This is a genomic window from Roseateles sp., from assembly GCF_039595595.1.
Classification (GTDB): Bacteria; Pseudomonadota; Gammaproteobacteria; order Burkholderiales; family Burkholderiaceae_C; genus Roseateles.
This window is the reverse complement of sequence record NZ_JBCNLG010000004.1, coordinates 158,255-182,109: the sequence shown is the minus strand read 5'-3', so window position 1 is coordinate 182,109 and position 23,855 is coordinate 158,255. Positions and strand designations below refer to the sequence as shown.

20 protein-coding genes and 2 tRNA genes are annotated in these 23,855 nt (G+C 70.2%); 8 read left to right on the top strand and 14 right to left on the bottom strand.

Features of this window, described 5'->3' with window-relative positions:
* Nucleotides 1-201 precede the first annotated feature (201 nt).
* From kynB to ABDW61_RS07890, 5 genes are all read left to right on the top strand, one after another.
* Complete coding sequence (kynB, locus tag ABDW61_RS07910) at nt 202-849, top strand: arylformamidase (RefSeq protein ID WP_343637892.1); 648 nt, start codon at nt 202-204, stop codon at nt 847-849.
* Between the two features lie 91 nt (nt 850-940).
* Nucleotides 941-2,245 carry a kynureninase gene (gene kynU, locus ABDW61_RS07905; protein ID WP_343637891.1) on the top strand — a complete coding sequence of 435 codons (1,305 nt, stop codon included), beginning with the start codon at nt 941-943 and terminating at the stop codon, nt 2,243-2,245.
* Nucleotides 2,242-3,144: a tryptophan 2,3-dioxygenase gene (gene kynA / locus ABDW61_RS07900; RefSeq protein WP_343637890.1), complete on the top strand. Its 903-nt coding sequence runs from the start codon at nt 2,242-2,244 to the stop codon at nt 3,142-3,144. Before kynU ends, kynA begins: the two co-directional genes overlap by 4 nt.
* Nucleotides 3,145-3,222: 78 nt before the next feature.
* On the top strand, nt 3,223-5,040 hold the full coding sequence (locus ABDW61_RS07895) for an aminopeptidase P family protein (protein ID WP_343637889.1): 1,818 nt from the start codon (nt 3,223-3,225) through the stop codon (nt 5,038-5,040).
* Between the two features lie 165 nt (nt 5,041-5,205).
* Nucleotides 5,206-5,487 (top strand): hypothetical protein, encoded by a 282-nt coding sequence (locus ABDW61_RS07890; protein WP_343637888.1) that lies wholly within the window; start codon nt 5,206-5,208, stop codon nt 5,485-5,487.
* 8 nt (nt 5,488-5,495) lie between these two features.
* On the opposite strand, the gene ABDW61_RS07885 is transcribed toward ABDW61_RS07890, so the two are convergent.
* From ABDW61_RS07885 to ABDW61_RS07870, 4 genes are all read right to left on the bottom strand, one after another.
* On the bottom strand, nt 5,496-6,332 hold the full coding sequence (locus ABDW61_RS07885) for a LytTR family DNA-binding domain-containing protein (protein WP_343637887.1): 837 nt from the start codon (nt 6,330-6,332) through the stop codon (nt 5,496-5,498).
* Between the two features lie 10 nt (nt 6,333-6,342).
* Nucleotides 6,343-7,443 carry a histidine kinase gene (locus tag ABDW61_RS07880; RefSeq protein ID WP_343637886.1) on the bottom strand — a complete coding sequence of 367 codons (1,101 nt, stop codon included), beginning with the start codon at nt 7,441-7,443 and terminating at the stop codon, nt 6,343-6,345.
* A gap of 178 nt (nt 7,444-7,621) precedes the next feature.
* Nucleotides 7,622-7,876, bottom strand: coding sequence for a hypothetical protein (locus ABDW61_RS07875; protein ID WP_343637885.1), 255 nt, complete (start codon nt 7,874-7,876; stop codon nt 7,622-7,624).
* A gap of 188 nt (nt 7,877-8,064) precedes the next feature.
* Nucleotides 8,065-8,685: a hypothetical protein gene (locus ABDW61_RS07870; RefSeq protein WP_343637884.1), complete on the bottom strand. Its 621-nt coding sequence runs from the start codon at nt 8,683-8,685 to the stop codon at nt 8,065-8,067.
* Nucleotides 8,686-8,932: 247 nt separating this feature from the next.
* On the opposite strand from ABDW61_RS07870, the gene ABDW61_RS07865 reads away from it, so the two are divergent.
* Nucleotides 8,933-11,197 carry a bifunctional (p)ppGpp synthetase/guanosine-3',5'-bis(diphosphate) 3'-pyrophosphohydrolase gene (locus ABDW61_RS07865; protein WP_343637883.1) on the top strand — a complete coding sequence of 755 codons (2,265 nt, stop codon included), beginning with the start codon at nt 8,933-8,935 and terminating at the stop codon, nt 11,195-11,197.
* Here ABDW61_RS07865 and greB read toward each other — a convergent pair whose 3' ends face one another.
* Nucleotides 11,198-11,767 (bottom strand): transcription elongation factor GreB, encoded by a 570-nt coding sequence (greB, locus tag ABDW61_RS07860; protein WP_343637882.1) that lies wholly within the window; start codon nt 11,765-11,767, stop codon nt 11,198-11,200.
* 71 nt (nt 11,768-11,838) lie between these two features.
* Nucleotides 11,839-12,843 carry a hypothetical protein gene (locus ABDW61_RS07855; protein ID WP_343637881.1) on the bottom strand — a complete coding sequence of 335 codons (1,005 nt, stop codon included), beginning with the start codon at nt 12,841-12,843 and terminating at the stop codon, nt 11,839-11,841.
* Nucleotides 12,844-12,868: 25 nt separating this feature from the next.
* Between ABDW61_RS07855 and ABDW61_RS07850 the strand changes: the two genes are divergently transcribed.
* A complete protein-coding gene (locus ABDW61_RS07850) occupies nt 12,869-13,882 on the top strand; it encodes a CaiB/BaiF CoA-transferase family protein (RefSeq protein ID WP_343637880.1) in 1,014 nt (337 codons plus the stop codon).
* Between the two features lie 93 nt (nt 13,883-13,975).
* On the opposite strand, the gene ABDW61_RS07845 is transcribed toward ABDW61_RS07850, so the two are convergent.
* The 6 genes from ABDW61_RS07845 to hemC form a co-directional block, all read right to left on the bottom strand.
* Nucleotides 13,976-14,052 (bottom strand) — tRNA-Arg (locus tag ABDW61_RS07845).
* Nucleotides 14,053-14,163: 111 nt separating this feature from the next.
* Nucleotides 14,164-14,240, bottom strand: a tRNA-Arg gene (locus ABDW61_RS07840).
* Nucleotides 14,241-14,359: 119 nt separating this feature from the next.
* Nucleotides 14,360-15,607, bottom strand: coding sequence for a heme biosynthesis HemY N-terminal domain-containing protein (locus ABDW61_RS07835; RefSeq protein WP_343637879.1), 1,248 nt, complete (start codon nt 15,605-15,607; stop codon nt 14,360-14,362).
* Between the two features lie 10 nt (nt 15,608-15,617).
* Nucleotides 15,618-16,811, bottom strand: a complete 1,194-nt coding sequence (locus ABDW61_RS07830; protein ID WP_343637877.1) for a uroporphyrinogen-III C-methyltransferase — start codon at nt 16,809-16,811, stop codon at nt 15,618-15,620.
* The gene (locus ABDW61_RS07825; protein WP_343637875.1) at nt 16,808-17,659 is read right to left on the bottom strand and encodes a uroporphyrinogen-III synthase; all 852 of its coding nucleotides are present in this window, start codon (nt 17,657-17,659) and stop codon (nt 16,808-16,810) included. Before ABDW61_RS07825 ends, ABDW61_RS07830 begins: the two co-directional genes overlap by 4 nt.
* Nucleotides 17,659-18,624: a hydroxymethylbilane synthase gene (gene hemC, locus ABDW61_RS07820; protein ID WP_343637873.1), complete on the bottom strand. Its 966-nt coding sequence runs from the start codon at nt 18,622-18,624 to the stop codon at nt 17,659-17,661. The genes ABDW61_RS07825 and hemC overlap by 1 nt, the downstream gene beginning before the upstream one ends.
* Nucleotides 18,625-18,998: 374 nt before the next feature.
* Between hemC and ppc the strand changes: the two genes are divergently transcribed.
* Nucleotides 18,999-21,743 (top strand): phosphoenolpyruvate carboxylase, encoded by a 2,745-nt coding sequence (ppc, locus tag ABDW61_RS07815; protein WP_343637966.1) that lies wholly within the window; start codon nt 18,999-19,001, stop codon nt 21,741-21,743.
* A gap of 27 nt (nt 21,744-21,770) precedes the next feature.
* Here the strand turns inward: ppc and ABDW61_RS07810 are convergent, their stop codons facing one another.
* Both ABDW61_RS07810 and ABDW61_RS07805 read right to left on the bottom strand, forming a co-directional pair.
* A complete protein-coding gene (locus ABDW61_RS07810) occupies nt 21,771-22,598 on the bottom strand; it encodes a LytTR family DNA-binding domain-containing protein (RefSeq protein WP_343637871.1) in 828 nt (275 codons plus the stop codon).
* Between the two features lie 34 nt (nt 22,599-22,632).
* Nucleotides 22,633-23,790 carry a histidine kinase gene (locus ABDW61_RS07805; protein ID WP_343637869.1) on the bottom strand — a complete coding sequence of 386 codons (1,158 nt, stop codon included), beginning with the start codon at nt 23,788-23,790 and terminating at the stop codon, nt 22,633-22,635.
* Between the last annotated feature and the right edge of the window lie 65 nt (nt 23,791-23,855).

Sequence of the window (23,855 nt, the reverse complement as noted above, 5' to 3'; positions counted from 1 at the left end):
CGGCCGATGACTGCTTGACGGGAGCACTTTAGGCATTGATAGTTGAGGTGTCAACGATCTGGATAACCCTGAGCCCATCGGCATCGCGAGGCCGGGCGGCTTGCGGAAACGATCCGGCCTTGTTGGAATTAACCGACACCACGGCCACCGGCCCGGCGCTAACGTGCGCGCCGCCGTCCCGAGGACCGGCAGGAGCAGCAGATGAAGTCAACGAGTCCCCACCCGCAGCGCACGCTGTGGGACATCTCGCCGGTGGTGGCGCCCGACGCGCCGATCTTTCCCGGCGATGAACCCTACGCGCTGACGTGGACCGCGCGCCTGTCGCCGCAATGCCCGGTGAACCTGAGCGCGATCACGATGTCACCGCATGTCGGCGCGCATGCCGATGCACCACTGCATTACGCCGATGGCGTTGCGAGCGCGGCCGAGGTCGCGCTCGATCCCTACCTCGGCCCTTGCCGCGTGATCCATGCGATCGGCTGTGGCCCGCTGATCCACGTCGAGCACCTCCAGCACGCCGCGCATGAGCTGCCGCCGCGCGTGCTGGTGCGCTGCAACGAGCGCGCCGACACGGTCTGGAATCCCGAGTTCAGCGCCTATGCGCCGGAGACCGTCGAGTGGCTCGCGGCGCGCGGCGTCAAACTGATCGGCCTGGACACGCCGTCGGTCGATCCCGCCAGCAGCAAGACGCTGGACAGCCATCAGCGCCTGCTGCGCCTGGACCTGCGCGTGCTGGAGAACCTCGTGCTCGACGAGGTGCCCGAAGGCGACTACGAGTTGATCGCACTGCCGCTCAAGCTGGCCGGCGCCTGCGCATCTCCGGTGCGCGCGGTGCTGCGCTCGCTCTGAAACACAGACCCTCATTCCCCTCTCTTTCTCGCTTTCTCGCATTCCTCTCTCTTCCCTCCCTTTCCCATTCATCGCTCTGTCTGGAACGCCCATGACGACAAGACAAGACTGCCTGGCCCTGGACGCCGCCGATCCGCTGGCGCCGTTGAAGGACCAGTTCTCGCTGCCTGCGGGCACGCTGTATCTCGATGGCAATTCGCTCGGCGCGATGCCCAAGGCGACCGCCGCCCGCGTGCAGCAGGTCATCGCCGACGAGTGGGGCCGCGACCTGATCAAGAGCTGGAACACCGCCGGCTGGATGGACCTGCCCGCGCGCATCGGCGACAAGATCGGCCGGCTGATCGGTGCCCGGCCCGGCGAGACCATCGTCGCGGACTCCACCTCGCTCAACCTCTACAAGGTGCTGACCGCCGCGCTGCGCATCGTCAGGAGCGACGACACCAGCGGCCGCCGCACGCTGATCGTGTCCGAGCGCAGCAACTTCCCCACCGACCTCTACATCGCCGAGAGCCTGGCCGAGCAGCACGGCATGACGCTGCATCTGGTCGATCACGTCGATGAGATCCCCGGCCTGCTCGACGAACGCCTGGCTGTGCTGATGCTCACCGAGGTCAACTACCGCACCGGCCGCAAGCACGACATGAAGGCGGTCACCGCGGCGGCGCACGCCGCGGGCGCGCTCACCGTGTGGGACCTGGCGCACTCCGCCGGCGCGATCCCGGTTGATCTGAATGGCGCCGACGCGGACTTCGCCATCGGCTGCGGCTACAAATACCTCAACGGCGGCCCCGGCGCACCGGCCTTCGTCTGGGCCCACCCGCGCCACGCGGACCGCTTCTGGCAGCCGCTGTCGGGCTGGCTGGGCCATGCGGCGCCGTTCCAGTTCACGTCGAACTACGCGCCCGCCGCCGGCATCAAGCGCTACATCTGCGGCACGCCGGCGATCCTGTCGACCGCCGCGCTCGAATGCGGCGTGGACACGCTGCTCGCGGCCGAGCCCTTCGGCGGCATGGCGGCGCTGCGCGAGAAATCGATCGCGCTGACCGAGCTCTTCGCGCGCCTGGCCGAGGAACGCTGCGGCGCCCAGGGCGTCTACGTCGTCTCGCCGCGCGAGGCCGCGATGCGCGGCAGCCAGGTCTGCCTGGCGCTGAAGGCGCCGCTGCATGAGGCCGGCTACGCCGTCGTGCAGGCACTGATCGAGCGCGGTGTGGTCGGCGACTTCCGCGCCGGCGATGCGGCGCGGTTGGACCAGGTGCCGCACATCCTGCGTTTCGGCTTCACGCCGCTGTACATCGGCTTCGCCGACGTGTGGGATGCGGTCGAGCATCTGCATCAGGTGCTGGCCAGCGGCGAATGGCGCGAGGCCCGCTTCAACACCAAGGCGGCGGTGACATGAGCTGCCCGATGGGACACGGCACCGGCGCCGTCACGGGAAGCGGTGCGGGCGACACGCCGGCGCCGGGCGGCGAAGCGATCGTCCGCGAGGAAGGCGCGCAGCTCGACTTCTCCAAGGACATGAGCTACGGGGACTACCTGCACCTGGACAAGGTGCTCAGCGCGCAGCATCCGCTCTCGCCCGACCACAACGAGATGCTCTTCATCATCCAGCACCAGACCTCGGAGCTGTGGATGAAGCTGATGCTGCATGAGCTGCAGGGCGCCGTCGCCCACGTCGCGGCCGACCAGTTGCCCGAGGCCTTCAAGATGCTCGCGCGGGTCTCGCGCATCATGGAGCAGCTGGTGCACGCGTGGGACGTGCTGGGCACGATGACGCCGCCGGAGTACTCGGCCATCCGGCCCTATCTGTCGAACAGCAGCGGCTTCCAGAGCGCGCAGTACCGGCGCATCGAGTTCATGCTCGGCAACAAGAACGCCGCGATGCTCAAGCCCCATGCGCATCGCGCGGACCTGCTGGCCGAGGTGACCTCGGCCTATCAGGCGCCCTCGCTGTACGACGAGGTGCTGCGCTTGATGAAGCGCCGCGGCATCGACGTGCCGGCCGCGCGCCTGGAACGCGACTGGACGCAGCCCTACGCCGCGGACGAGGGCGTCAAGGCCGCCTGGCTGGAGGTCTATCGCCATCCCAAGGAGCACTGGGACCTGTACCAGATGGGCGAGGAACTGGTGGACCTGGAGGACGCCTTCCGCCTCTGGCGATTCCGCCATGTCACCACCGTGGAGCGCGTCATCGGCTTCAAGCGCGGCACCGGCGGCACCGGCGGCGTCAGCTATCTGCGCAAGATGCTCGACGTCGTGCTGTTCCCCGAGCTGTGGGCGCTGCGCACCGAGCTCTGACACAATCGCTGGCTTCGACGCGGGCCGCCCATCCGGCGGCCCCCTTGTCTTTGCCCGCCAACCCGCCGAGGCTCTCCCATGGACACCCGTCTCTCCCAGATCAAGCTGCGCATCGCCAAGCTGCGCGACGCGCTGCGCAACGCCGGCGCCCACGCCATCCTGGTGCCCTCGGCCGACCCCCATCTCTCCGAATACCTGCCGCGCCGCTGGCAGGCGCGCGAAGTGCTGTCGGGCTTCACCGGCTCGATGGGCACGCTGGCCGTCACGCTGGACGACGCGCAACTCTTCGCCGACAGCCGCTACTGGACCCAGGCCGAGCGCGAGCTCGCGGGCAGCGGCATCAACCTCTTCAAGATCCCCACCGGCGCGTCGACGCAGCACATCAGTTGGCTGGCGGACACGCTGCAGCCCGGCCAGACGCTGGTCGTCGACGGCCAGGTGCTCGGCCTGGCGCTGGCGCAGCAGCTGCGCGCGGCGCTCGGCGCCAAGGGCGTGAAGCTCGACACCAGCCTCGATCTGATCGACCACGCCTGGGAGGAGCGTCCCGGCCTGCCCGACGCCCCGATCTACGAGCATGCCGCGCCGCAGGCCACCGTGAGCCGCGCCGACAAGCTCCAGCAGGTCCGCGAGGCGATGGCGCGCCAGGGCGCGTCGCATCACCTGATCTCCAGCGTCGACGACATCGCCTGGCTGTTCAACCTGCGCGGCTCGGACGTGACCTACAACCCGGTGTTCCTGGCGCATGCGCTGCTGGACGCGCAGGGCGCGACGCTGTTCGTGCAGCCCGGCAAGATCGACGCCGCGCTGGCGCAGCGGCTGGCCGCCGACGGCGTGCGCCTGGCCCCCTACACCGAGGCCCGCGCCGCGCTGGGCGCGCTGCCCGCCACGGCCAAGGTGCTGATCGACCCGCGCCGCGTGACGCTGGGCCTGCGCGAGGCGCTGCCCGCGGCGGCGGCCGTCGTCGAGGCCATCAACCCCAGCACGTTGTTCAAGAGCCGCAAGAACGCCGCCGAGGCGCAATTCATCCGCCAGGCCATGGAGCAGGACGGCGCCGCGATGTGCGCGTTCTACGCCTGGTTCGAGGCGGCGATGGCGCGCGGCGAATCGATCTCCGAGCTCACCATCGACGAGCGGCTGAGCGCCGAGCGCGCCCGCCGCCCGGGCTTCGTCGGCCTGTCGTTCTCGACGATCGCCGGCTTCAACGCCAACGGCGCGATGCCGCACTACCGCGCCACCGAGGAGGCTTTCGCGCAGATCCAGGGCGACGGCCTGCTGCTGATCGACTCCGGCGCGCAGTACCTGGGGGGCACCACCGACATCACCCGCGTCTGGCCCATCGGCACCATCACCGAGGACCATCGCCGCGACTACACGCTGGTGCTCAAGGGCACGATCGCGCTGTCGCGCGCGGTCTTCCCGCGCGGCACGCTGAGCCCGATGCTGGATGCCCTCGCCCGCGCGCCGCTGTGGGCCCATGGCCTGGACTATGGACACGGCACCGGTCATGGCGTCGGCTACTTCATGAACGTGCACGAAGGCCCGCAGAGCATCTCCAAGGCCGTGCCCGACGCCAACATGGCGATGGAGCCCGGCATGATCACCTCGATCGAGCCGGGTCTGTACCGCCCCGGCCAATGGGGGGTCCGGATCGAGAACCTGGTGCTCAACGTCCCCCGCGACACCCCCGAACAGGGGCAGTTCGGCGAGATGCTGGCCTTCGAGACGCTGACGCTGTGCCCGATCGACACCCGCTGCATCGCGATCGCGTTGCTGTCGGATGAAGAACTCGTGTGGCTGAACGCGTACCACGCGGAAGTGCGCCGCCGTCTCGCGCCACTGGTCGACGGGGACGCGCTGGCCTGGCTGAACACGCGCACCGAGCCGCTGACCCGGTGAGCCTGCGGGCGCTGGTCGCGACTGGTCCCAGACCACTCGCGGCCGGGCTTGCGACAGAGCGAGGAAAAGCGCGGATCAGCCGCGCTTTTTTACGTCCGGACGCCCTGGAAGCGCTTCGAACCGGCACCTAGACTTGATTCAGGTTGTCGACGAGGAGCAGAGACCATGGACACCCGACTCTCTCAGGCCTGGCACGACTGGCGCATGCACGGACGTGGCGCCACGCCGGCCCATGACGAACACACGCTGCATCGCTTTTCCGACGGTGCGATGCATACCGCGCTGATGGCCGCGGTCATCGCGGTCGCCGTGATGGCGGTGGTGCAAATGGTGAACATGGGCGTGCAACTGTGGCGGCTGGATCCGGTCGTCGTGCAGGGCAAGGCGCAGAACGTGCCGCTGCCGGCGGCGCCGCAGCCGCTCGAACAGGCTCAGCCCAAGCGCTGAAGCGCTGCTCACATCTGCCGGAACAGGTGCAGGTAACTGCGGCTGACCGGCAGTACCTCGGGTCGGGCCTTCAGATGGAGGTCCGCTGTCTCGTTGGGGCCGCGCGTGACGTGGCTGATCGCATGCAGGTTCACGACCACCGAGCGGTGGACCTGCACGAAGCGCTGCGGATCCAGGCGCTCGATCAGTTCCCGGATCGGCGTGCGGATCAAGGCCTCGCCGTCGCCGGTGACGACCAAGGTGTATTTCTCGTCGGAACGCAGGAACAGGATCTCGTCGACCGGGATCAGCTTCAGCGTCGAGCCCACCGACGCCCGGATCCACTGCAGCGGACCCGTGTCGGCGCCCAGGCCGCCCGCTGCCGGCGTGGACACGCCCGGCGGCCGGGCCATGCGCCGCGCGAGTTCATCGATCACCGCTTCGAGCGCGGCCTGGCCGGGCGCGCCGGGGGCCCTCGGCGCACGCTCGGCCAGGCGCTCCCTCATGCGTTCCTTCAAGCGCTCGATCGTGTCGGCCAGCCGCGACTCGTCGACCGGCTTGACCAGGTAGTCGATGGCGCCGCGCTCGAAGGCCTGCAGCGCGTACTCCTCATAGGCGGTGACGAAGACCACATGGGCCTGGCGCGCGATCTGCCGCGCCGCCTCCATGCCGTTCAGGCCCGGCATGTGCACGTCGAGGAAGGCGATGTCGGGGCGGTGGTCCTCGAACATCTCCACGGCCTCGCGGCCGTTGCGCGCCTGCGCCACGACGCGCAGCTCCGGCCATAGCTGGGAGAGGCTGCGCTCGAGGCTGTCGCGCAGCAGCGGTTCGTCGTCGGCGATCAGCGCCGTGGGGGCGGTCGGCAAGGCAGTCCTCTCAATGGGGCGTGAAGCGCAGTTCGGCCCGCAGGCCGTGCGGGGAATTCTCGGTCAGCGACAGACCGGCACTGAGGCCGTAGAACAGCGTCATCCGCTCGCGCAGGTTGCGCAGGCCCGTGCCGGTGCCCATGCTCTGCGTCATGCCGACGCCGGTGTCGCTCACCCAGAGCGTCACCTGACCCTGGTCCAGCGCGCCGCCGACCTCGATGCGGCCGCCCTCCTCGCCCGGGTCGATGCCGTGGCGCACCGCGTTCTCGACCAGCGTCAGCAGCGCCATCGGCGGGAAACGCAGGCTCGCGAGCTCCGGCGGCACATCGACGAAGAAATCCAGCCGGTCCGGCATCCGCAGGTGCATCAGTTCCAGATAGGCGCGCACCAGCGCCAGTTCGTCCGACAGCGTCGTCGAGTCCCCCTGCAGCCGCGGCATCGCGGCGCGCAGGTAGGCGATCAGGCTGCGCAGCACCGGCGCGGCCTGGGGGGAGCCGGTCTCGACCAGCGCCCGCACGTTGGCCAGCGTGTTGAACAGGAAATGCGGCTCGACCTGCGCCTGCAGCAGCCGCAGCCGGGCGTCCAGCGCCTGGCGCTCGAGCTCGCTGCGTTCGAGTTCGAAGCTCAGCGCCTGGCTGCGAGCCTCGGCATCGCGCTGCCGGTAGAGCGCCCCCATCGCCAGCAGCGGCCCCACGACCAGCCCGGACCCGGCGATCCAGAGGAAGCCCAGCATGCGGGATTCCGATTCGACGAAGCTGGAGAAGTCGCCGCCCACGGCCACCATGTAGACCGCCAGCGTCGCCAGCGGCACGGCCGCCGCGACGACGACCACCTGGAACAGCCAGCGCGCCCACCAGCGCGGCAGCCGCCGCGGCCATTGCCCGGCTGCGGAGAAGGCCAGCAACGCCAGCATGCCCACGAACATCGTCCGCCCCAGCAGGACGGGGAAGGGGGTGATGAAGATCGGCTGCAGCGCGAGCGCGAAGACGGTGGCCAGCGCCAGCGCCAGCAGCACCCGCTGCGGCGTCAGGTAGGAGACGAAGCCGTGCCAGGCCGGGTGCGCGGGGCGCGCGGTCTCGGGCGGGCTGGCGGGAAGGACCGGGGTCGACATGCCCGCACGATAGCGGCCGCGCCGGAGGGATCCAAGCCGGGCCGGGGGGCCACGCGACGAATCACGGGATGGGCCGCTTGAGCCACGGCTCGCGGGCCGGCAATCGCCCCGGGCTGTTGGCCGGCCGCCGCGCTCACGCGGGGCAGCGACCGCAGAAAGTCCTCGAACAGCGCGTCGTTCATGTGTACATCCCGATCCGGCACATGACCGCTTCCTTGCCGGCGCTGATCGCGAAGCGCAGCGCCTCGGCCGGCGTCGCCCAGCCGTAGCCGCCGGCCAGGTTCTCGTCGCGGAAGGCCTCGCGCCGGTTCATCGACTCGATCGCGCCCATCCGCACGACGACCACCGCCGCCACGTAGCCGAACTGGCGCGGGCGCTCGATCGCGCCGGCATAGATGCGGTAGTCCCCGGTGTCGACTTCGGCGAAATGCATGGCTGACTCCTTCAGCGCCTCCGAGCGCGAGCGGCCCGGAAGGGGCCGCGATGGAGTCACTTTGCGCGACGCAAGCCGCGATGCCTACCCAACTGAGGTGGGCCCTCGTAAGGGGGGTAGTCCGCAAGCATCCCCCCATCGGGCGATGGGGGCGCCGCGTTCGGGCGAGGCTTCAGAGGAGCCGCGCGTCAGAACTGCTTGTTGGCGATCGCGTTGTATTCGCGCAGTTCGGCGTCCACGACCCGCTTTGGCGGGACATCCGCCGGCCGCTCACCCAGCTTGGGATGGACGACGTCATATGCGCGGCGCTCGGCCGGGGACACCACGCCGTTCTGGTCCCGGTCGGCTTCCGCGAAGACCAGGTTGGGAATCAGGCTCACCGACGGCGGGAACTTCTCCACCGTCGACTGCCCCACCGCCGCGGCGAGCGCGTTGCTGGGCTGGAAGGAGGTCGATTGCGCCGTCACGGTCAGCGCGGGAGCGGGCGTCGGCGCCAGCGAAACGGCAGGAGCCGGCGCCGATGCGGCGGGCGCTGGCGCAGCGGACGCTGGCGCGGGCTCAGCGGGCGCTTGCACAGAAGCGGCGGGAGCTGGCGCGGTGGCCGCGGGAGCCGGCTCGGACGCGGCCGGAGCCGGTTGGGGCGCCGCGGCCAGGTTGGCCGCCTGCGGCGACAGGCTCACCACGGCGGACGCCTCGGCCGGCTGGCCGGTCGAGGCGTCGTAGACCTCGGCATCGCGCAGGCGTGCCGACTGCCCGGTGGTCGCACCGGGACCATTTGAAGTCGTTGTGTTGTTCAGGGCAGCAATCATGGCGAGCCTCCCGCGAGGTTTCCGCACGTTCCGGCCAGCGGGCGCCGGGCTCGGAACGGAATCCAAGCCGATGCCCTTCCTGGGCATGTTCGGTTTATCGGCGGGCGATCTCCGGACTTTAGGCCCCGACAGCCGCCTTTCGCACCTTCTTGATAGGTGAAAACCCTCAATCGCACCGTCCAGGGGCGACCCGCGCCGCAATTCCACTTGCCGGAAACCCCTGTCGCCATCGGTTAAATTGCCACGCATGGGTCTCCGTTCCTTCGCCACCGCTCACATCCCCGGCCTGACCGGGCTGGCCGGTTCCCGCACCGCGCCGGACACCGCCGCCGAGGCCTCGTCCTTCGACGCGCTCGTCCATCGCCTGCACTACCTGCCCAAGGCCGACGTCAAGCGCATCCGCGAGGCCTACAAGTTCGCGGACGAGGCGCACCTGGGGCAGTTCCGGGCCAGCGGGGAGCCCTACATCACCCATCCGATCGCCGTCGCCGGCCTGTGCGCGGACTGGCGCCTGGACGCGCAGGCCATCATGGCGGCGCTGATGCACGACGCGATGGAGGACTGCGGCGTCACCAAGACCGAGTTGATCGAGCGCTTCGAGGCGCCGACGGCCGAGCTGGTCGACGGCCTGACCAAGCTGGACAAGCTGCAGTTCTCGACCCGCGAGGAGTCCCAGGCCGAGAGCTTCCGCAAGATGCTGCTGGCGATGGCGCGCGACGTGCGCGTCATCCTGATCAAGCTGGCCGACCGCCTGCACAACATGCGCACGATGCAGCACATGGCCTTCGACAAGCGCCGCCGCATCGCCCGCGAGACCCTGGACATCTACGCGCCGATCGCGCACCGGCTCGGCCTCAACGAGATCTACCGCGAGCTGCAGGAGCTCTCGTTCCAGTACATCCATCCCTGGCGCCACGCGGCGCTGGCCAAGGCGGTCACGAAGGCGCGCGGCCATCGGCGCGACCTGGTCGCGCGCATCGAGCGCGACGTCCAGAAGGCCTTCGCCGAGGCCAGCCTGCGCGTCGAGATCCAGGGCCGCGAGAAGACGCTGTTCAGCATCTACAAGAAGATGCGCGAGAAACACCTGAGCTTCGCCCAGGTCAGCGACATCTTCGGCTTCCGCGTGATCGTCCAGGATCTGCCGCAGTGCTACTGGTCGCTGGGCGTGCTGCACCAGCTGTACAAGCCGCAACCGGGCCGCTTCAAGGACTACATCGCGATTCCCAAGCCCAACGGCTACCAGTCGCTGCACACGACGCTGGTGAGCCCGCTGGGCACGCCGGTCGAATTCCAGATGCGGACCGAGGCGATGCACATGGTCGCCGAGAAGGGCGTCGCGGCGCACTGGCTCTACAAGAGCAAGGGCGACGCCAAGGGCGCGCAGCAGCTGGGCTCGCGCTGGCTGCAGTCGCTGCTGGACATCCAGGACGAGACCCGCGACGCGACCGAGTTCCTGGAGCACGTCAAGATCGACCTGTTCCCGGACGCGGTCTACGTGTTCACGCCCAAGTCCAAGATCATGGCGCTGCCCAAGGGCGCGACGCCGGTGGACTTCGCCTATGCGATCCACTCGGACGTCGGCGACCACTGCGTCGCGGCCAAGGTCAACGGCGAGCCGGTGCCGCTGCGCACCGAGCTGCGCAGCGGCGACGTGATCGAGATCGTCACCGCCGCCGGCGCGCGGCCGAATCCGGCCTGGCTGAGCTTCGTGCGCACCGGCCGGGCCCGCTCCAAGATCCGCCACTTCCTGAAGAACCTGGAGCAGGAGGAATCGCGCGAACTCGGCCACAAGATGCTCGCGCAGGCGCTGCGCGCCGAGGGACTGGCGCTGCCCAGCCTGAAGGCCGAGGACGAATCGGCCGCCGCGCTGTGGCAGGACCTGGCGCGCTGGGCGGGCAACCGCAACGTCGACGAACTGCTGGTCGAGATCGGCCTGGGCCGCAAGATCGCGACCATCGTCGCCAAGAAGCTGGCGCGCACCCTGTCCGAACAGGGCCAGCGCCCGGACGCGGTGCTGCTCACGATGGGCCGCTTCTCGACCGACGACGCACCGGCCCAGGGCCAGGTGCTGATCGACGGGAGCGAGGGGGCGTCGGTGCGCCTGGCCACCTGCTGCCGACCGATCCCGGGCGACGACATCAAGGGCTATCTGGGCCGGGGCGAGGGGCTGGTCGTCCACACGGCGGAGTGCTCGGTGGGACGGCGGCTCTTCCAGCGCGACAGCGAGCACTGGATCGCGGTCGGCTGGGGCGAGGAACTGTCGCGCAGCTTCGAGGCCGAGGTCGGCGTGCTGATGCGCAACGGCAAGGGCGTGCTGGCGCAGATCGCGACGGCCGTCAGCAGCGCGGAGGCCGACATCACCCACATCGCCATGAGCGACGACTCGCAGCAGCGCGAGACGGCCGAGATGACGCTGCTGCTGGCGGTCAGAGACCGGCTGCACCTGGCCGACACGCTGCGCACGCTGAAGCGCTCGAGCGCGGTGATGCGCGTCTGGCGCGTGAAGCCCTGATCAGCCCCCTGGCTTGGGGTAGCTCACCTCGACCACCTCGATCGACTCCACGCCGCCCGGCGTGACCAGTTGCAGCTCGTCGCCCTCGCGGGCCTTCAGCAGCGTGCGCGCGATCGGCGACACCCAGCTCACTTCGCCGGCCAGGCTGTCCGACTCGTCGATGCCCTTGATCGTGATGGTCCTCTCCTCGCCCTTCGAGTTGGCGTAGGTCACGGTCGCGCCGAAGAAGATCTGGTCGCTGCCGTGATGCGCGCTGGGATCGACGACCTCGGCGATGTCCAGGCGCTTGGTCAGGAAACGCAGGCGCCGGTCGATCTCGCGCAGGCGCTTCTTGCCGTAGAGGTAATCGCCATTCTCGGAGCGGTCGCCGTTCTTGGCGGCCCACGAGACGATCTCGACGATCTTGGGCCGCTCGACGTCCAGCAGCTGCATGAACTCCGCGCGCAGCCGCGCGTAGCCGGCCGGCGTCATGTAGTTGCGCGAGCCCTTGGGCAGCGCGGGCAGCGACGGGCCGTCCTCGTCGTCATCGCCGGGCGCGGTGTCGTTTTCCTTCGTGAATGCCTTGCTCATCCAGACATTGTGACGAAAACGAAAAGGGCCGGCGCCCTTCGGAGCCGGCCCCTGCTCAGCGGAGGCTTGAATCAGCCGCGCGCCTTGGGATCAGTCAGATTGACGACGAGGTCGTCGTAGTCCCCATCATCGTTGCGCCATTCGTCGAATCCCAGTCGATAGCCAGCCCCGGTCGCGGTGACCCTGCCGTGATCCTTCCCGTCAACGTTCTGGGTGGTGCCGGCACGGTAAAACTCGTTCTTATCGTTGCCATTCCGGATCCGGAACTCGATCTTTGAGTTCGGCGGAGCGGAAATGGTCGACGTAACCCCCCATCCCAACTCAGTCCATGTTCCTCCAGAGGTCCTGTATTGCAGTGCGGAGTTCTCATCGCTCTTCCCGCAAGTTACTTGCACCTCGCCACTCTGTCCGACGATGTATCCACCCTTGGAGGCATCCCACAGCCCTTCGCGAGGTGCGACGATGGCTGGCGCCGGGGCCGGGGCCGGGGCCGGTGTCGGCGCGGGAGTGACGGGGGTTGTGTTCACCGGCACCGGCATCGGGACGGGGACGGGGACGGGGACGGGGACGGGCACAGGGACGGGGACGGGATTTGCGGGCCAGCGGGCGGCATGACCGTAATCGCCGCGGCCATACCAAGGAGATTGCGGGTATGACGGGCAACCACAGCCTCCCATCCACGCAGCGCACTGGCTCATGAACCAATTGCCCAGAAACTGGCTCATCGCGTTCATGCGCGCGCCGGGCCAGCTCCAGGGACGCATCTGATTCATGACGGGAAAAGAGCCGAAGCTTGGCGTTGCGGACGCGTAGTCTGACTGGAAGTGATTGAAGTACATGTCTTCGATTCTCCGAAGTAGTCGAATTTGGCGCTCGAATGCCCGATCGATGAGGTGACTGATCGAGGCATCGCGCGGCAGGTCCAGTACGACAGATGGGTGGACCAGTTCGGACGCCGTCGCCCGGGCGCGATATCGTCGAGGCCCCAATTCGGAGGCACCCGGCATGGCGCACGCAACGGCGAACAACACGAACGGCCCATTGAGCGGCTTGAAGATCGTCGAGTTCGCCGGCATCGGCCCCGCGCCCTTCGCCGGTCTCGTGCTGGCCGACTTCGGCGCCGAGGTCACGGTGATCGAACGCCCTGGCGGTACCTCGCGGGTGGGCGGCGGCGCGGCGCTTCATCGCGGCAAGACGGTGGTTCAGGCGGATCTGAAATCACCGCCGGATCTGGCGCGCGTGCGCGACTTGATTGCAGGCGCCGACGCGCTGATCGAGGCCTTCCGTCCTGGCGTGATGGAGCGGCTGGGGCTCGGCCCCGACACCTTGCTGGCGGCGCATCCGCGCCTGGTCTACGCGCGGCTCACTGGCTGGGGCCAGACCGGCCCTCTCGCGCGAACCGCCGGCCATGACATCAACTACGTCGCGTTGAGCGGGCTGATGCCGTTCGCCGCTCGTCCCGGCCAGCCCCCCGCCCTGCCCGCCACCTTGCTCGGCGACATCGGCGGCGGTGCGCTGACGATGCTGTTCGGCTTGATGTGCGCGCTATGGGAATCACGCCGCTCCGGCCGCGGCCAGGTGATCGACGCCGCCATCCTCGACGGCGTCGGCTACATGGGCACCTTGATCCAGGCCCTGCGCGCCGATGGACACTGGAGCGATGACGCTTCGCGAAACTTCTTCCGCCATGGCTCGCATTTCTACGACTGCTTCGAATGCGCGGATGGCCGTTGGCTGTCGCTGGGCGCCATCGAAGCGGACTTCCATGAGGAACTCATGCGCCGGCTCGGGTTGTCGCCGATGTCACCCCAAGACGACCCGGCGCAGTGGCCCGAGCTGCGCGAGCAGGTCGCTGCGCGCCTGCGCGAGCGGCCACTGGCGCATTGGGTGGCGGTTTTCGACGGCAGCGATGCCTGCGCGGCGCCAGTGCTGACCCTGGCCGAGGCGCCGCATCACCCGCATCAGCAGGTGCGGCGCAATTTCTTCATTCAGGACGGACAGGCCTGGCCGATGCCAGCCCCCAAACTCTCGCGGACGCCGGCAAGGCCGGGCTCTGCGGCTCTGCCAGATACTCAAGACCGAGTATCCGGCGCGGACGATATTCGCCCGGAGTGATTCCCCGCCGAATACTCGGCCGCCGCCTGCCATTCAGGCAAAGAACTCAGGCAAAGAAAAAGGCCAGTGTTTTGCAACACTGGCCTTTCGATTTGGCGCGGCTGGCAGGATTCGAACCCACGACCCCTTGGTTCGTAGCCAAGTACTCTATCCAACTGAGCTACAGCCGCACGACTTTTACTGATCAGAAGCCACCGTCGTGGAAGCGGCCCCTGGTTTTTGTTGTTGCTTTTTCTTCTGAGTGCTGAATCATTGGTTTCCCTCTGATTCAGCAGTTTTTCTGGCGCGGCTGGCAGGATTCGAACCCACGACCCCTTGGTTCGTAGCCAAGTACTCTATCCAACTGAGCTACAGCCGCTGAAAGACTGCGACTATAGCATGCGTTTTTGGAGGTGCGCAAGAATCTCTACGAAAAATATTCAGAACCCACCGCCAAGGCTTGCTGGAACCCGGGCATGAGGCCGTCTTCAACGGCCGTCAGCCCAAGCGGGCGGCGGCCTCGAAGCAGCGTGCGCGGCGCTCCGGGTCGTCGTCCTGCTCCGCCATCTCGGCCAGACGCAGCCAACTGCGGCGGCGCGCCGCGATCGACAGTTCGCGATCGTCGGCCGCCTGCTCCAGCATCAGCCGCGCCTTGCCCCACAGCTGACGCTCGGCCAGCGCATGGCCCAGCGCCAGCGCCATGGTGCCGTCGCGCGGGAAGCGCTGCACCGCGCCTTCCAGCCGCTGCAGCCATTCCGGTCCGAGCCCCGGCGTGCACAGCACCAGCGCCTCGGCCAGCGCCTGGCGCTCGTCGGCGCCCTGCTCCGCGATCGATTCCCAGAACGGGCGCAGCCAGCCGCGTCCGTCCTCGGGCGCGCCCAGCGCCGCCGCGCAGTGGGCCGCGCGCGCCGCCACGAACACGTCGCGGCGGTCCGACGCATCCAGTTGCTGCCAGATGCCGCGCAACTGATCGATGTCGCGCGCCGTCTCCAGCGCCTCGCAGGCCAGCGAGCGCAGCAGTCCCTGGGCCGCCGATTTCGAGAAGCCCTGGTGCTTGGCCAGCAGCCGCGCGGTGCGCAGTGCCTCCAGCGGCTGACGGGCCAGGCGGCTGGCCTGCAGCTTCAGGCGCAGCGCCTGCGTGCGGCGCGCCACGCCTGGCGTCAGTTCGCCGAGCAAGCCCAGCGCGCGCGGCGCGTCGCGGTCGTCCAGCGCCCATTCCGCGGCCAGCAGCCGCGCGCCCTCTTCCTGCACCCGCGCGCCGGCCGAGCTCGACGCCATCTGGAGCGCCTGGCGCAGGTGCTCGTCGCGGTTGCGGCGGTCCTGCAGCTTGTGGGCGCTCTGCGCGGCGACCAGATGGGCCAGCGCCATGAACGCGCCATCCTGGGCGAGGTCTGGCGTCTGCGCCTGGATGGTCAGCGCGCGCTGCGCCGCCTTCTGGGCGCGGCTGTAGCGGGCGCCGAAGTACTCGGCCCAGGCCTCGCGCAGCGCGACCTGGGCGCTGCGTTCGCGCTGGGCCATGCGCCACAGCCGCGCGCGCTTGGGCAGCGTCAGCAGCGCATCCAGCGACTGCATCAGCGTCATCAGCGCGAAGCAGCCCGCCACCAGCAGCAGCAGGAACAGGTTGAGCGACAGGTCCATCCGCCAACCGCGCCAGTAGAAACTGGCCAAGCCGTCGTTGTTGCCCAGGGTCAGCGCCGCGACGACCGCCGCGACGAACAGCAGCACCAGCCAGATCACCATGCGCATGGCGATCTCCTCAGCGGGCCACCGCGCTCAGCGCGGCGAGCGTGTCGTCGGGGCGCGGCACGCTGACCTGACGGGCCTGGCCCTGCACCTGGCGCAGCAGCTCGACGGTCAGCGACAGCTTGCGCGAGCGCGCGTCGAAATAGCGGTCCAGCATCGCCTGCGCCTCGCGCAGGTCGACCTGCGCGGTGTCGAACTGGCGGCTCAGCAGCGCCAGCCGCGCGTTGAGCAAGCGCAGCTTGAGGTTCTCGCGCAGGAAGAAGGCCTGCTCCGGTGCGATCAGCGCCGCTTCGGGATGATCGATGCGCGTGACGCGCAGCAGGCCGCGGGCTTCGCGCCAGACATCGCCGCTGAGCGTGTCCCAGCGCTCGCCGGCCTGCTCCCACAGACGCTCCCACCAGCCCGGCTCGCCGTCGGAGGCCGCCTGGGCCGGAGCAGACGGAGCGGTCTTGCGCGATCCGGCCGTCTTCGCGGGGGCGGCCGGGGCCGCCGTGGTGAGGCCGGCATGCGCGGCGGCGGCCTGTTGTGCGGCCTGTTGTGCGGCCTGTTGCGCGGGCGCTTGATCGCGGACCGGCTGGGCGACAGCCAGCAGCGGCAGGTCGTCGATCTGGCGCACGACCTCGTCCAGCTTGATCGTCAGCGTCGAGACATCCACCACGCTGACCGCCCTGATGCGCTCCAGGTCGCGCGTGACGGCGCGGCGCACGCCCTCCAGGCGCGGCTGCTTGTAGCGGGCCAGGCGCTCGTCGGCCTGGCGCAGCGCGGCCACCAGCGGCTCGGCGCTGCCGGTGATGGTGCCTTGCTGCATCGCCACGCGCAGCGAGGCTTCGACGTCGCCGACGACGTTCTCGTCGCGCGAGCGGTTCATCGACTGCATCAGCGCCTCGAGCTGCTCGCGCTGCACGGCGACCTCGGCCAGCCGGGCGTCCAGCAGCGCGACCTTGGCCGCGGTGTCGCGGCTCAGGTCCTGCGCCTGGCGCGCCTGGTCGCGGGCGATGTTGGCCTCGCTCTGGCTGGAGTCCTGGCGCCGGACCAGTTCCTGTTCGACCTGCTTGAGCCGTTGCTGGCTCTGCCAGGCCAGGCCGAGGGCCAGCAGGGCCACCAGGCCGACCCCGGCCACGACGGCCTGGGTCAAGGTGGCGCCGGAATGCCGGGCGGGCTTGTGGGGCGACGGAACGTCGGCCGCTGGGGTGGTGGTCTCGCTCACGTCGGCGATTCTAGGGTGGACCCTGACAGCATCCGGAACCCGGCCGCGACCGCCGCGGCATCGGGTCGCACCAAAACCACATGCCCGGCGCCGAGCGCGCGCGCGCGCGCCGCGATGCGTTCATGGGTCGCCAGCGCCAGGACCCGCCCCCAATCGGCGGGAGGGCCGTTCCCGCGCGTCCCCTGTTCGAGCGAGTCGAGATGGCCGATGGCCTCCGAACTGCTGAACAGCCAGACGTGACGCTGCGGCTCGGACAAAGCCTCGCGCAGCAACGCGGCGATCTCGGGCGACGGCGCGGGGCAGGTGCGCCGGTAGACGCCGACGGCCGAGACCTCGGCCCCCGCCTCGCGCAGCCGGTCGCCCAGCCATTCGCGCCCGCCATCGCCGCGCACCAGCAGCGCGCGGCGGCCGGTCCAGTCCTGGCCGGCGACACGGACCAGCTCCGGCCACAGATGCTCGGAATCGAGGCTGTCCGACGCCGCCGGCGGCTGCACGATGCGCGCGGCGGGCACGCCGTGCTCGATCAGCGCCCGGGCGCTGCCGGGACCGACGGTGGCCGCCCAGGTCCGTTCCGGCCAGACGCGCGCGGGCTTGCCGCCAGCGGCTCTCCCGCCAAAGAAATGCTCGACCGCGTTCGGGCTGACGAACATCGCCAGGTCCGTGCCGGGCAGCGCGGCCCAGGCGGCCGCCAGCGAGGCCGGATCCCGCGCCGGCGCGATGTCGATCAAGGGCAGCGACGCCGTCGGCACACCGAGCGCCGCCATCCGCGTCGCCCACTCATCCGCCTGCGCCCGCGGACGGGTCAGCAGCAGTCTGGCCGGCAGGTCCGGGGCGGCGGCGGCCGCCATCAGACGTCCTTCAGGTACTCGGTGGCGCCCTGCTCCCGCAGCGCGCGCGCCGCGGCGATGCCCAGCGCCTCGGCCGCCGCCAGGTCGGCGACCACCGCCTGCGCGCTCGAGCGCAGCAGCGGCCGGGCCGTCTCGACCGGGTGCCCCAGTGCGGCGGACAGCGTCAGGCGGCCCTCGGCCGACCAGACCGCATGCGCGGCCAATGGCATCGAGCAACTGCCGCCGAGCTCGCGCGAGACCGCGCGCTCCGCCGCCGCGGCCAGCCAGGTCGGGCGATGGGCGAGCGCCTCCAGATGCGCCGCGAGATGCGCCTCGGCATGCGCCCCCAGAGGCGAAGCATGCGGCGCCTGCCCGGCGCGGATCTCGATGCCCAGCGCGCCCTGGCCAGCGCAGGGAATCATCTCGTCCACCTCGAAGTACTGGCGGATGCGTCCATCGAGCGCCAGCCGCTTCAGCCCCGCCGCGGCCAGCACGATCGCGTCGTACTGCCCCTCGTCGAGCTTGCGCAGCCGCGTGTCGAGGTTGCCGCGCACCGGCTCGATGCGCAGGTCCGGGCGCAGATTCTTCAGCTGCGTGACGCGGCGCAGGCTCGAGGTGCCGACGCAGGCGCCGTGCGGCAAGGCCTGCAGGCTCGCGTGCTTCGGCGACACCAGGGCATCGCGCGGGTCCTCGCGCTCGAGCACCGCGCCCAGGACGAAACCGGCGGGCAGCTCCATCGGCACGTCCTTGAGCGAGTGCACCGCGAGCTGCGCGCGGCCATCCTCGAGCGCCGTTTCCAGCTCCTTCACGAACAGCCCCTTGCCGCCGACCTTGGACAGCGTGCGGTCCAGGATCTGGTCGCCGCGCGTCGTCATGCCGAGCAGCCGCACCGACAAGCCGCGCGCGCGCAGCAGCGCCTGCACATGTTCGGCCTGCCACAGCGCGAGCCGGCTCTCGCGCGTGGCGATCACGAATTCTTGGTTCATGGGGCGGGATGCTAGCCGAGCCCGCCCGCCGCCCCGAGGGATCACCGCTTGCCACGAAGCGTCGCTTGCGCGATCCCGGAGCATCGGGCGGCGCGCGCGCCACGCCCGGGGGCGAGGCGCGCACGGAGAAACTGCTACAGTCAGCCGGAGGTAACTCGGTTACATCACCCCGCCCCTTCCGGTCTCTGACGAACCCTGACGACACCATGCCCGCCAGTACCGCCTCCCGCACCGCCCGCCCCGCCGCCAAGCCGAACGCCAAGCCGAACGCCAGGCCGGCCGCAAGGACCGCCGCAAAGACTGCCGCCACGACCGCCGCGAAACCTTCCGCGGCCCGGTCCATCCGGACGATCAAGGACAAGAACCAGCCGCTGATGGACGACATCCGTCTGCTGGGCCGCATCCTGGGCGAGGTGATCCGCGAGCAGGAGGGCCGCGAAGCCTACGAACTGGTGGAGCGCGTGCGGCAGTTGTCCGTGGCCTTCCGCCTCAAGCGCGACGCGCAGGCCGGCAAGCAGATGGACAAGCTGCTCAAGGGCCTGTCGGGCGAGCAGACCGTCAGCGTGATCCGCGCGTTCAGCTACTTCTCGCATCTGGCCAACATCGCGGAGGACCGCCATCACGTGCGCCGCCGTGAGGTCCACGAGCGCGAGGGCTCGCTGCAGCCCGGCTCGCTGGCCTATGCGCTGGAGCGGCTCTTCGACGCCGGCGTGCGGCCGGCCGAGGTCGCGCGCACGCTGGAGAACGGCTTCGTGTCGCCGGTGCTGACCGCGCACCCGACCGAGGTGCAGCGCAAGAGCATCCTGGACGCCGAGCGCGCGATCGCCGAGCTGGTGGGCGCGCGCGACCGCCTGCACACCGAGCGCGAGAAGGCCGCCAACGAGAACCTGATCCGCGCCCGCGTCACGCAGCTGTGGCAGACGCGCATGCTGCGCTACTCGAAGCTGACCGTCGCCGACGAGATCGAGAACGCGCTGAGCTACTACCACGCGACCTTCCTGCGCGAGATCCCCAAGCTCTACACCGAGCTCGAGGAGGCGCTGCCCGGCGAGCAGGTCGCGCCCTTCCTGCGCATGGGCCAGTGGATCGGCGGCGACCGCGACGGCAATCCCAACGTCACCGCCGACACGATGCGGCTGGCGCTGCGCCGCCAGAGCGAGCTCGCGCTGCGCCACTACCTGACCGAGCTGCACGAGCTGGGCGCGGAGCTGTCGATCTCGCTGCGCCTGGCCGGCGTGACGCCGCGGATGCAGGCGCTGGCCGAGCGCAGCCCCGATCGCAATGAGCACCGCATGGACGAGCCCTACCGGCGCGCGCTGACCGGCATGTACGCGCGGCTGGCGGCGACGCTCGAAACCTTGACCGGCACCGAGGCGCTGCGCCACGCGGTCGCGCCGCAGGATCCCTACCTCACGCCCGAGGATCTGCTGGACGACCTGCGCGTGATCCAGGACTCGCTCGAGCATCACCACGCGCACGCGCTGATCGCGCCGCGGCTCAAGCCGCTGATCCGCGCGGTGCAGGTGTTCGGCTTCCATCTGGCGACGCTGGACCTGCGCCAGAGCAGCGACCAGCACGAGCTGGTCATCGTCGAGCTGCTCAAGACCGCGCGCGTCTGCGAGGACTATTCGGCGCTGGGCGAGATGGACCGCCGCGCGCTGCTGGTGGACCTGCTCAACCAGACCCGCCCGCTGCGCGTGCTGGGCGCCGAGTACAGCGAACGCGCCGTCGGCGAGCTCGCGATCTTCGAGACGGCGCGCGAGTCACTCCAGCGCTTCGGCCGCGAGGCGCTGCGGCACTACATCATTTCCCACACCGAGGACGTCAGCGACCTGCTCGAGGTGCAGCTGCTGCTCAAGGAGGTCGGGCTGCTGCGCGGCACGCTCGATGGCGAGGCGGTCAGCGACCTGATCGTGGTGCCGCTGTTCGAGACCATCGCCGACCTGCGCAACGCGCCCGGCATCATGCGCGGCTTCTACGAGCTGCCAGGCATGGCCGCGCTGGTGCGCCGCTCCGGCGGCGAGCAGGACATCATGCTGGGCTACTCCGACTCCAACAAGGACGGCGGCGTGTTCACCAGCAGCTGGGAGCTGTACCGCGCCGAGATCGCGCTGGTGCAGCTGTTCGACGAGCTGCGTGCCCAGGGCCCGCTGACGCTGCGCCTGTTCCATGGCCGCGGCGGCACGGTCGGGCGCGGCGGCGGTCCGAGCTACCAGGCCATCCTGGCCCAGCCGCCGGGAACGGTGAACGGACAGATCCGCCTGACCGAGCAGGGCGAGGTCATCAACTCCAAGTACGCCAACCCGGAGATCGGCCGGCGCAACCTGGAGACGCTGGTGGCCGCGACGCTGGAGGCGACGCTGCTGCACCCGACCAAGCCAGCGCCCCAGTCCTTCATGGCCGCGGCCCAGGCGCTGTCGGACGCCAGCTTCGCCGCGTATCGCGGGCTGGTCTACGACACGCCCGGCTTCGCCGACTTCTTCTTCGCCGCCACGCCGATCCGTGAGATCGCCGAGCTCAACATCGGCTCGCGGCCGGCCTCGCGCAAGGCCAACCGCGCCATCGAGGACCTGCGCGCCATCCCGTGGGGCTTCAGCTGGGGCCAGTCGCGCATCACGCTGCCGGGTTGGTGCGGCTTCGGCTCGGGGGTCCTGGCCTTCCTCGGCAAGGACAAGATCGGCCGCGACGAGAAGCTGGCGCTGCTCAAGCGCATGTTCAAGCAGTGGCCCTTCTTCCGCACGCTGCTGTCCAACCTGGACATGGTGCTGGCCAAGGCCGACCTGGACATCGCGCGCCGCTACCTGGAGCTGGTGGAGGACAAGCGGCTGGGCAAGAAGATCTTCGCCGCCATCGAGGCCGAATTCGCCCGCACCGAGGAGGCCCTCACGCTGATCACCGGCGAGGACGGCCGCCTGGCCGCGAACCCGGCGCTGGCGCGCTCGATCGAGCACCGCTTCCCCTACATCGATCCGCTCAACCACCTGCAGGTCGAGCTGATGCGCCGCTACCGCGCCATCCCGGCCGAAAAGCGCGCCGAGGATCCGCGGCTGGAGCGCGTGCAGCGCGGCATCCACCTGTCCATCAACGGCATCGCCGCCGGACTGCGCAACACGGGCTGACCAGGGTCGCGCCGGGCGCCGTGGCGCTCAGCGCTGGCCGGCCAGCGCCTCCCGCACCGCGGCGACCTGCCGCCGCGAGACGGCGAGCCATTCGTTGACATGGGCGATGCGCACGGCCCAGCCCAGTTCGCCGGCCGTGTCGCCATCGCCCTCGGCGCCGCCATCGGTGGGCACGTGGCGCTCGAGCTCGCGGACCGCGGACTTGGCCACCAGCGCATTGCGGTGCACGCGCAGGAAGCGCTCGCCCAGCCGCTGCTCCAGATCGCTCAGCGAGCCGTCCATGACGTGGCTCTGCGTCGCGGTTCTCAGCGTCAGGTACTTGAGCTCGGCCTTGAAGTAGAGGACTTCGCTCAAGGGCACGCGCAGCAGGCGGCCGCGTTCGGTGATGTTGATGACCGGCACCTCGGCGCCGGGAGCAGCGCTGGCCGACTGGGCCTCGCCGGCCTCGCGCGCCTTGGCCGCCGCGCGCTCGTCCAGCCGCTGCGCGGCCCGCGCCAGACTGGCCTGCAGCCGCTCGCGCCGCACCGGCTTGGTCAGATAGTCCAGCGCCTCCAGCTCGAAGGCCTGCAGCGCGTGCTGCGCGTGCGCGGTGACGAACACGATGGCCGGCGCGAACGGCCGTCCCCGCAGCGCCTGCGCCAGCCCCAGCCCATCCAGGCCCGGCATCTGCACGTCCAGCAGCACCAGGTCGCAGGCGTGGTCCTTGAGCCAGGTCAGCGCCTGTTCGCCGCTGCCGGCCTCGGCCACGACCTCGGCGCGCGGCTCCTCGTTGGCCTCGACCAGGCCGCGCAGGCGCAGGCGCGCCAGCGGCTCGTCGTCGACGATCAAGACCTTCAGCGGGGGGTGCGTCAACATGTCCTTGTTCCCTCTTCTCTTCACGCGGCGCGTCTCAGCGCGGCATCACGATACGCACGACGAAACGGCCTTCGCCCGGCCCGGCCTCGAGCCGCGCCGCCACGTCGTGCATCAGCCGCAGCCGCTGGCGCACGTTGCGCAGCGCCAGCCCGTGCCCCTGGCCGCGCGACGGCAGTCCGACCGTATTGACGATGCGGATCTCGATCTCGCCGCCGCGCGCGCGGGTCACGATGTCGACGTCGCCGCCATGATCGTTGGGCTCGACGCCGTGGCGCACCGCGTTCTCCACCAGCGGCTGCAGCAGCAGCGGCGGCACGCGCGCGTCGGCGGCGTGCGGATCGAGCTGCCATCTCACCCGCAGCCGGTCGCCGAAGCGCAGCTGCTCGATCGCCAGGTAGCGGCGCGCCAGCTCGACCTCCTGGTCCAGCCGCACGCCCTCGGCGCCGGGCCCCTCGTCGGCGAGCGCGACGCGGAACAGCTCGGCCAGGTCCTCCAGCACCTCCTCGGCGCGATTGGGATCGACGCGCACCAGCGCGATCGCGGTGTTCAGCGTGTTGAACAGGAAATGCGGACGGATGCGCGACTGCAGCTCGACCAGCCGCGCCAGCGCGTCGGCGGGGGCCTGGGCGCGCTCGCGCAGCTTCAGCCAGCCCAGCAGCACGCCCGCGGCGACGGCGCCGGACAGCGTCGCCGCCACGCGCTGCACCGCGCCGAGCCGGCCGAGCTCGACGGCCTCCAGCAGCAGCGCGCCGCCATGCGCGCAGGCCGCGCCCAGCGCGATCGGCAGCGCCCATTGCGCCCATTCGGGCAGGCTCGCCAGCAGGCGCTTGGCGGCGCAGACGATCAGCAGCCAGGCCAGCACCGCGCTCAAGGACGCGACCGAGGCGGCGCCCATCGACCAGAGCCATTGGCCCGGCGTCTCGCTGGCCATCGCCAGCCCGAGCGAGAACGCCAGCTGCACGCCGAGCACGGCCCGCAGCACGAGGCCGACATGGCAGACGTCGAAACGCCGCTGCGCATCGATCAGGCGCGGGGGCTCGGCCGGGCGCGCGTCGAGGCGGGTTTCCTCCCAGGCCGGCTGCGTCGGCAGCGGCTGGGTGCTCATCGGCTGCGTGCTCATCGGCTCCAGCCACGTGGACGCGGCGTCGCCAGGCGTGTCCATCGTCCGCCCGTCCGTTGCCCTGGTCGCCATCGGCTCCTCCCGTCCCCGCACTGTCCGCCCTCTGTCCCCGGCCACCCGCGGCCCGCCGGGCGCCC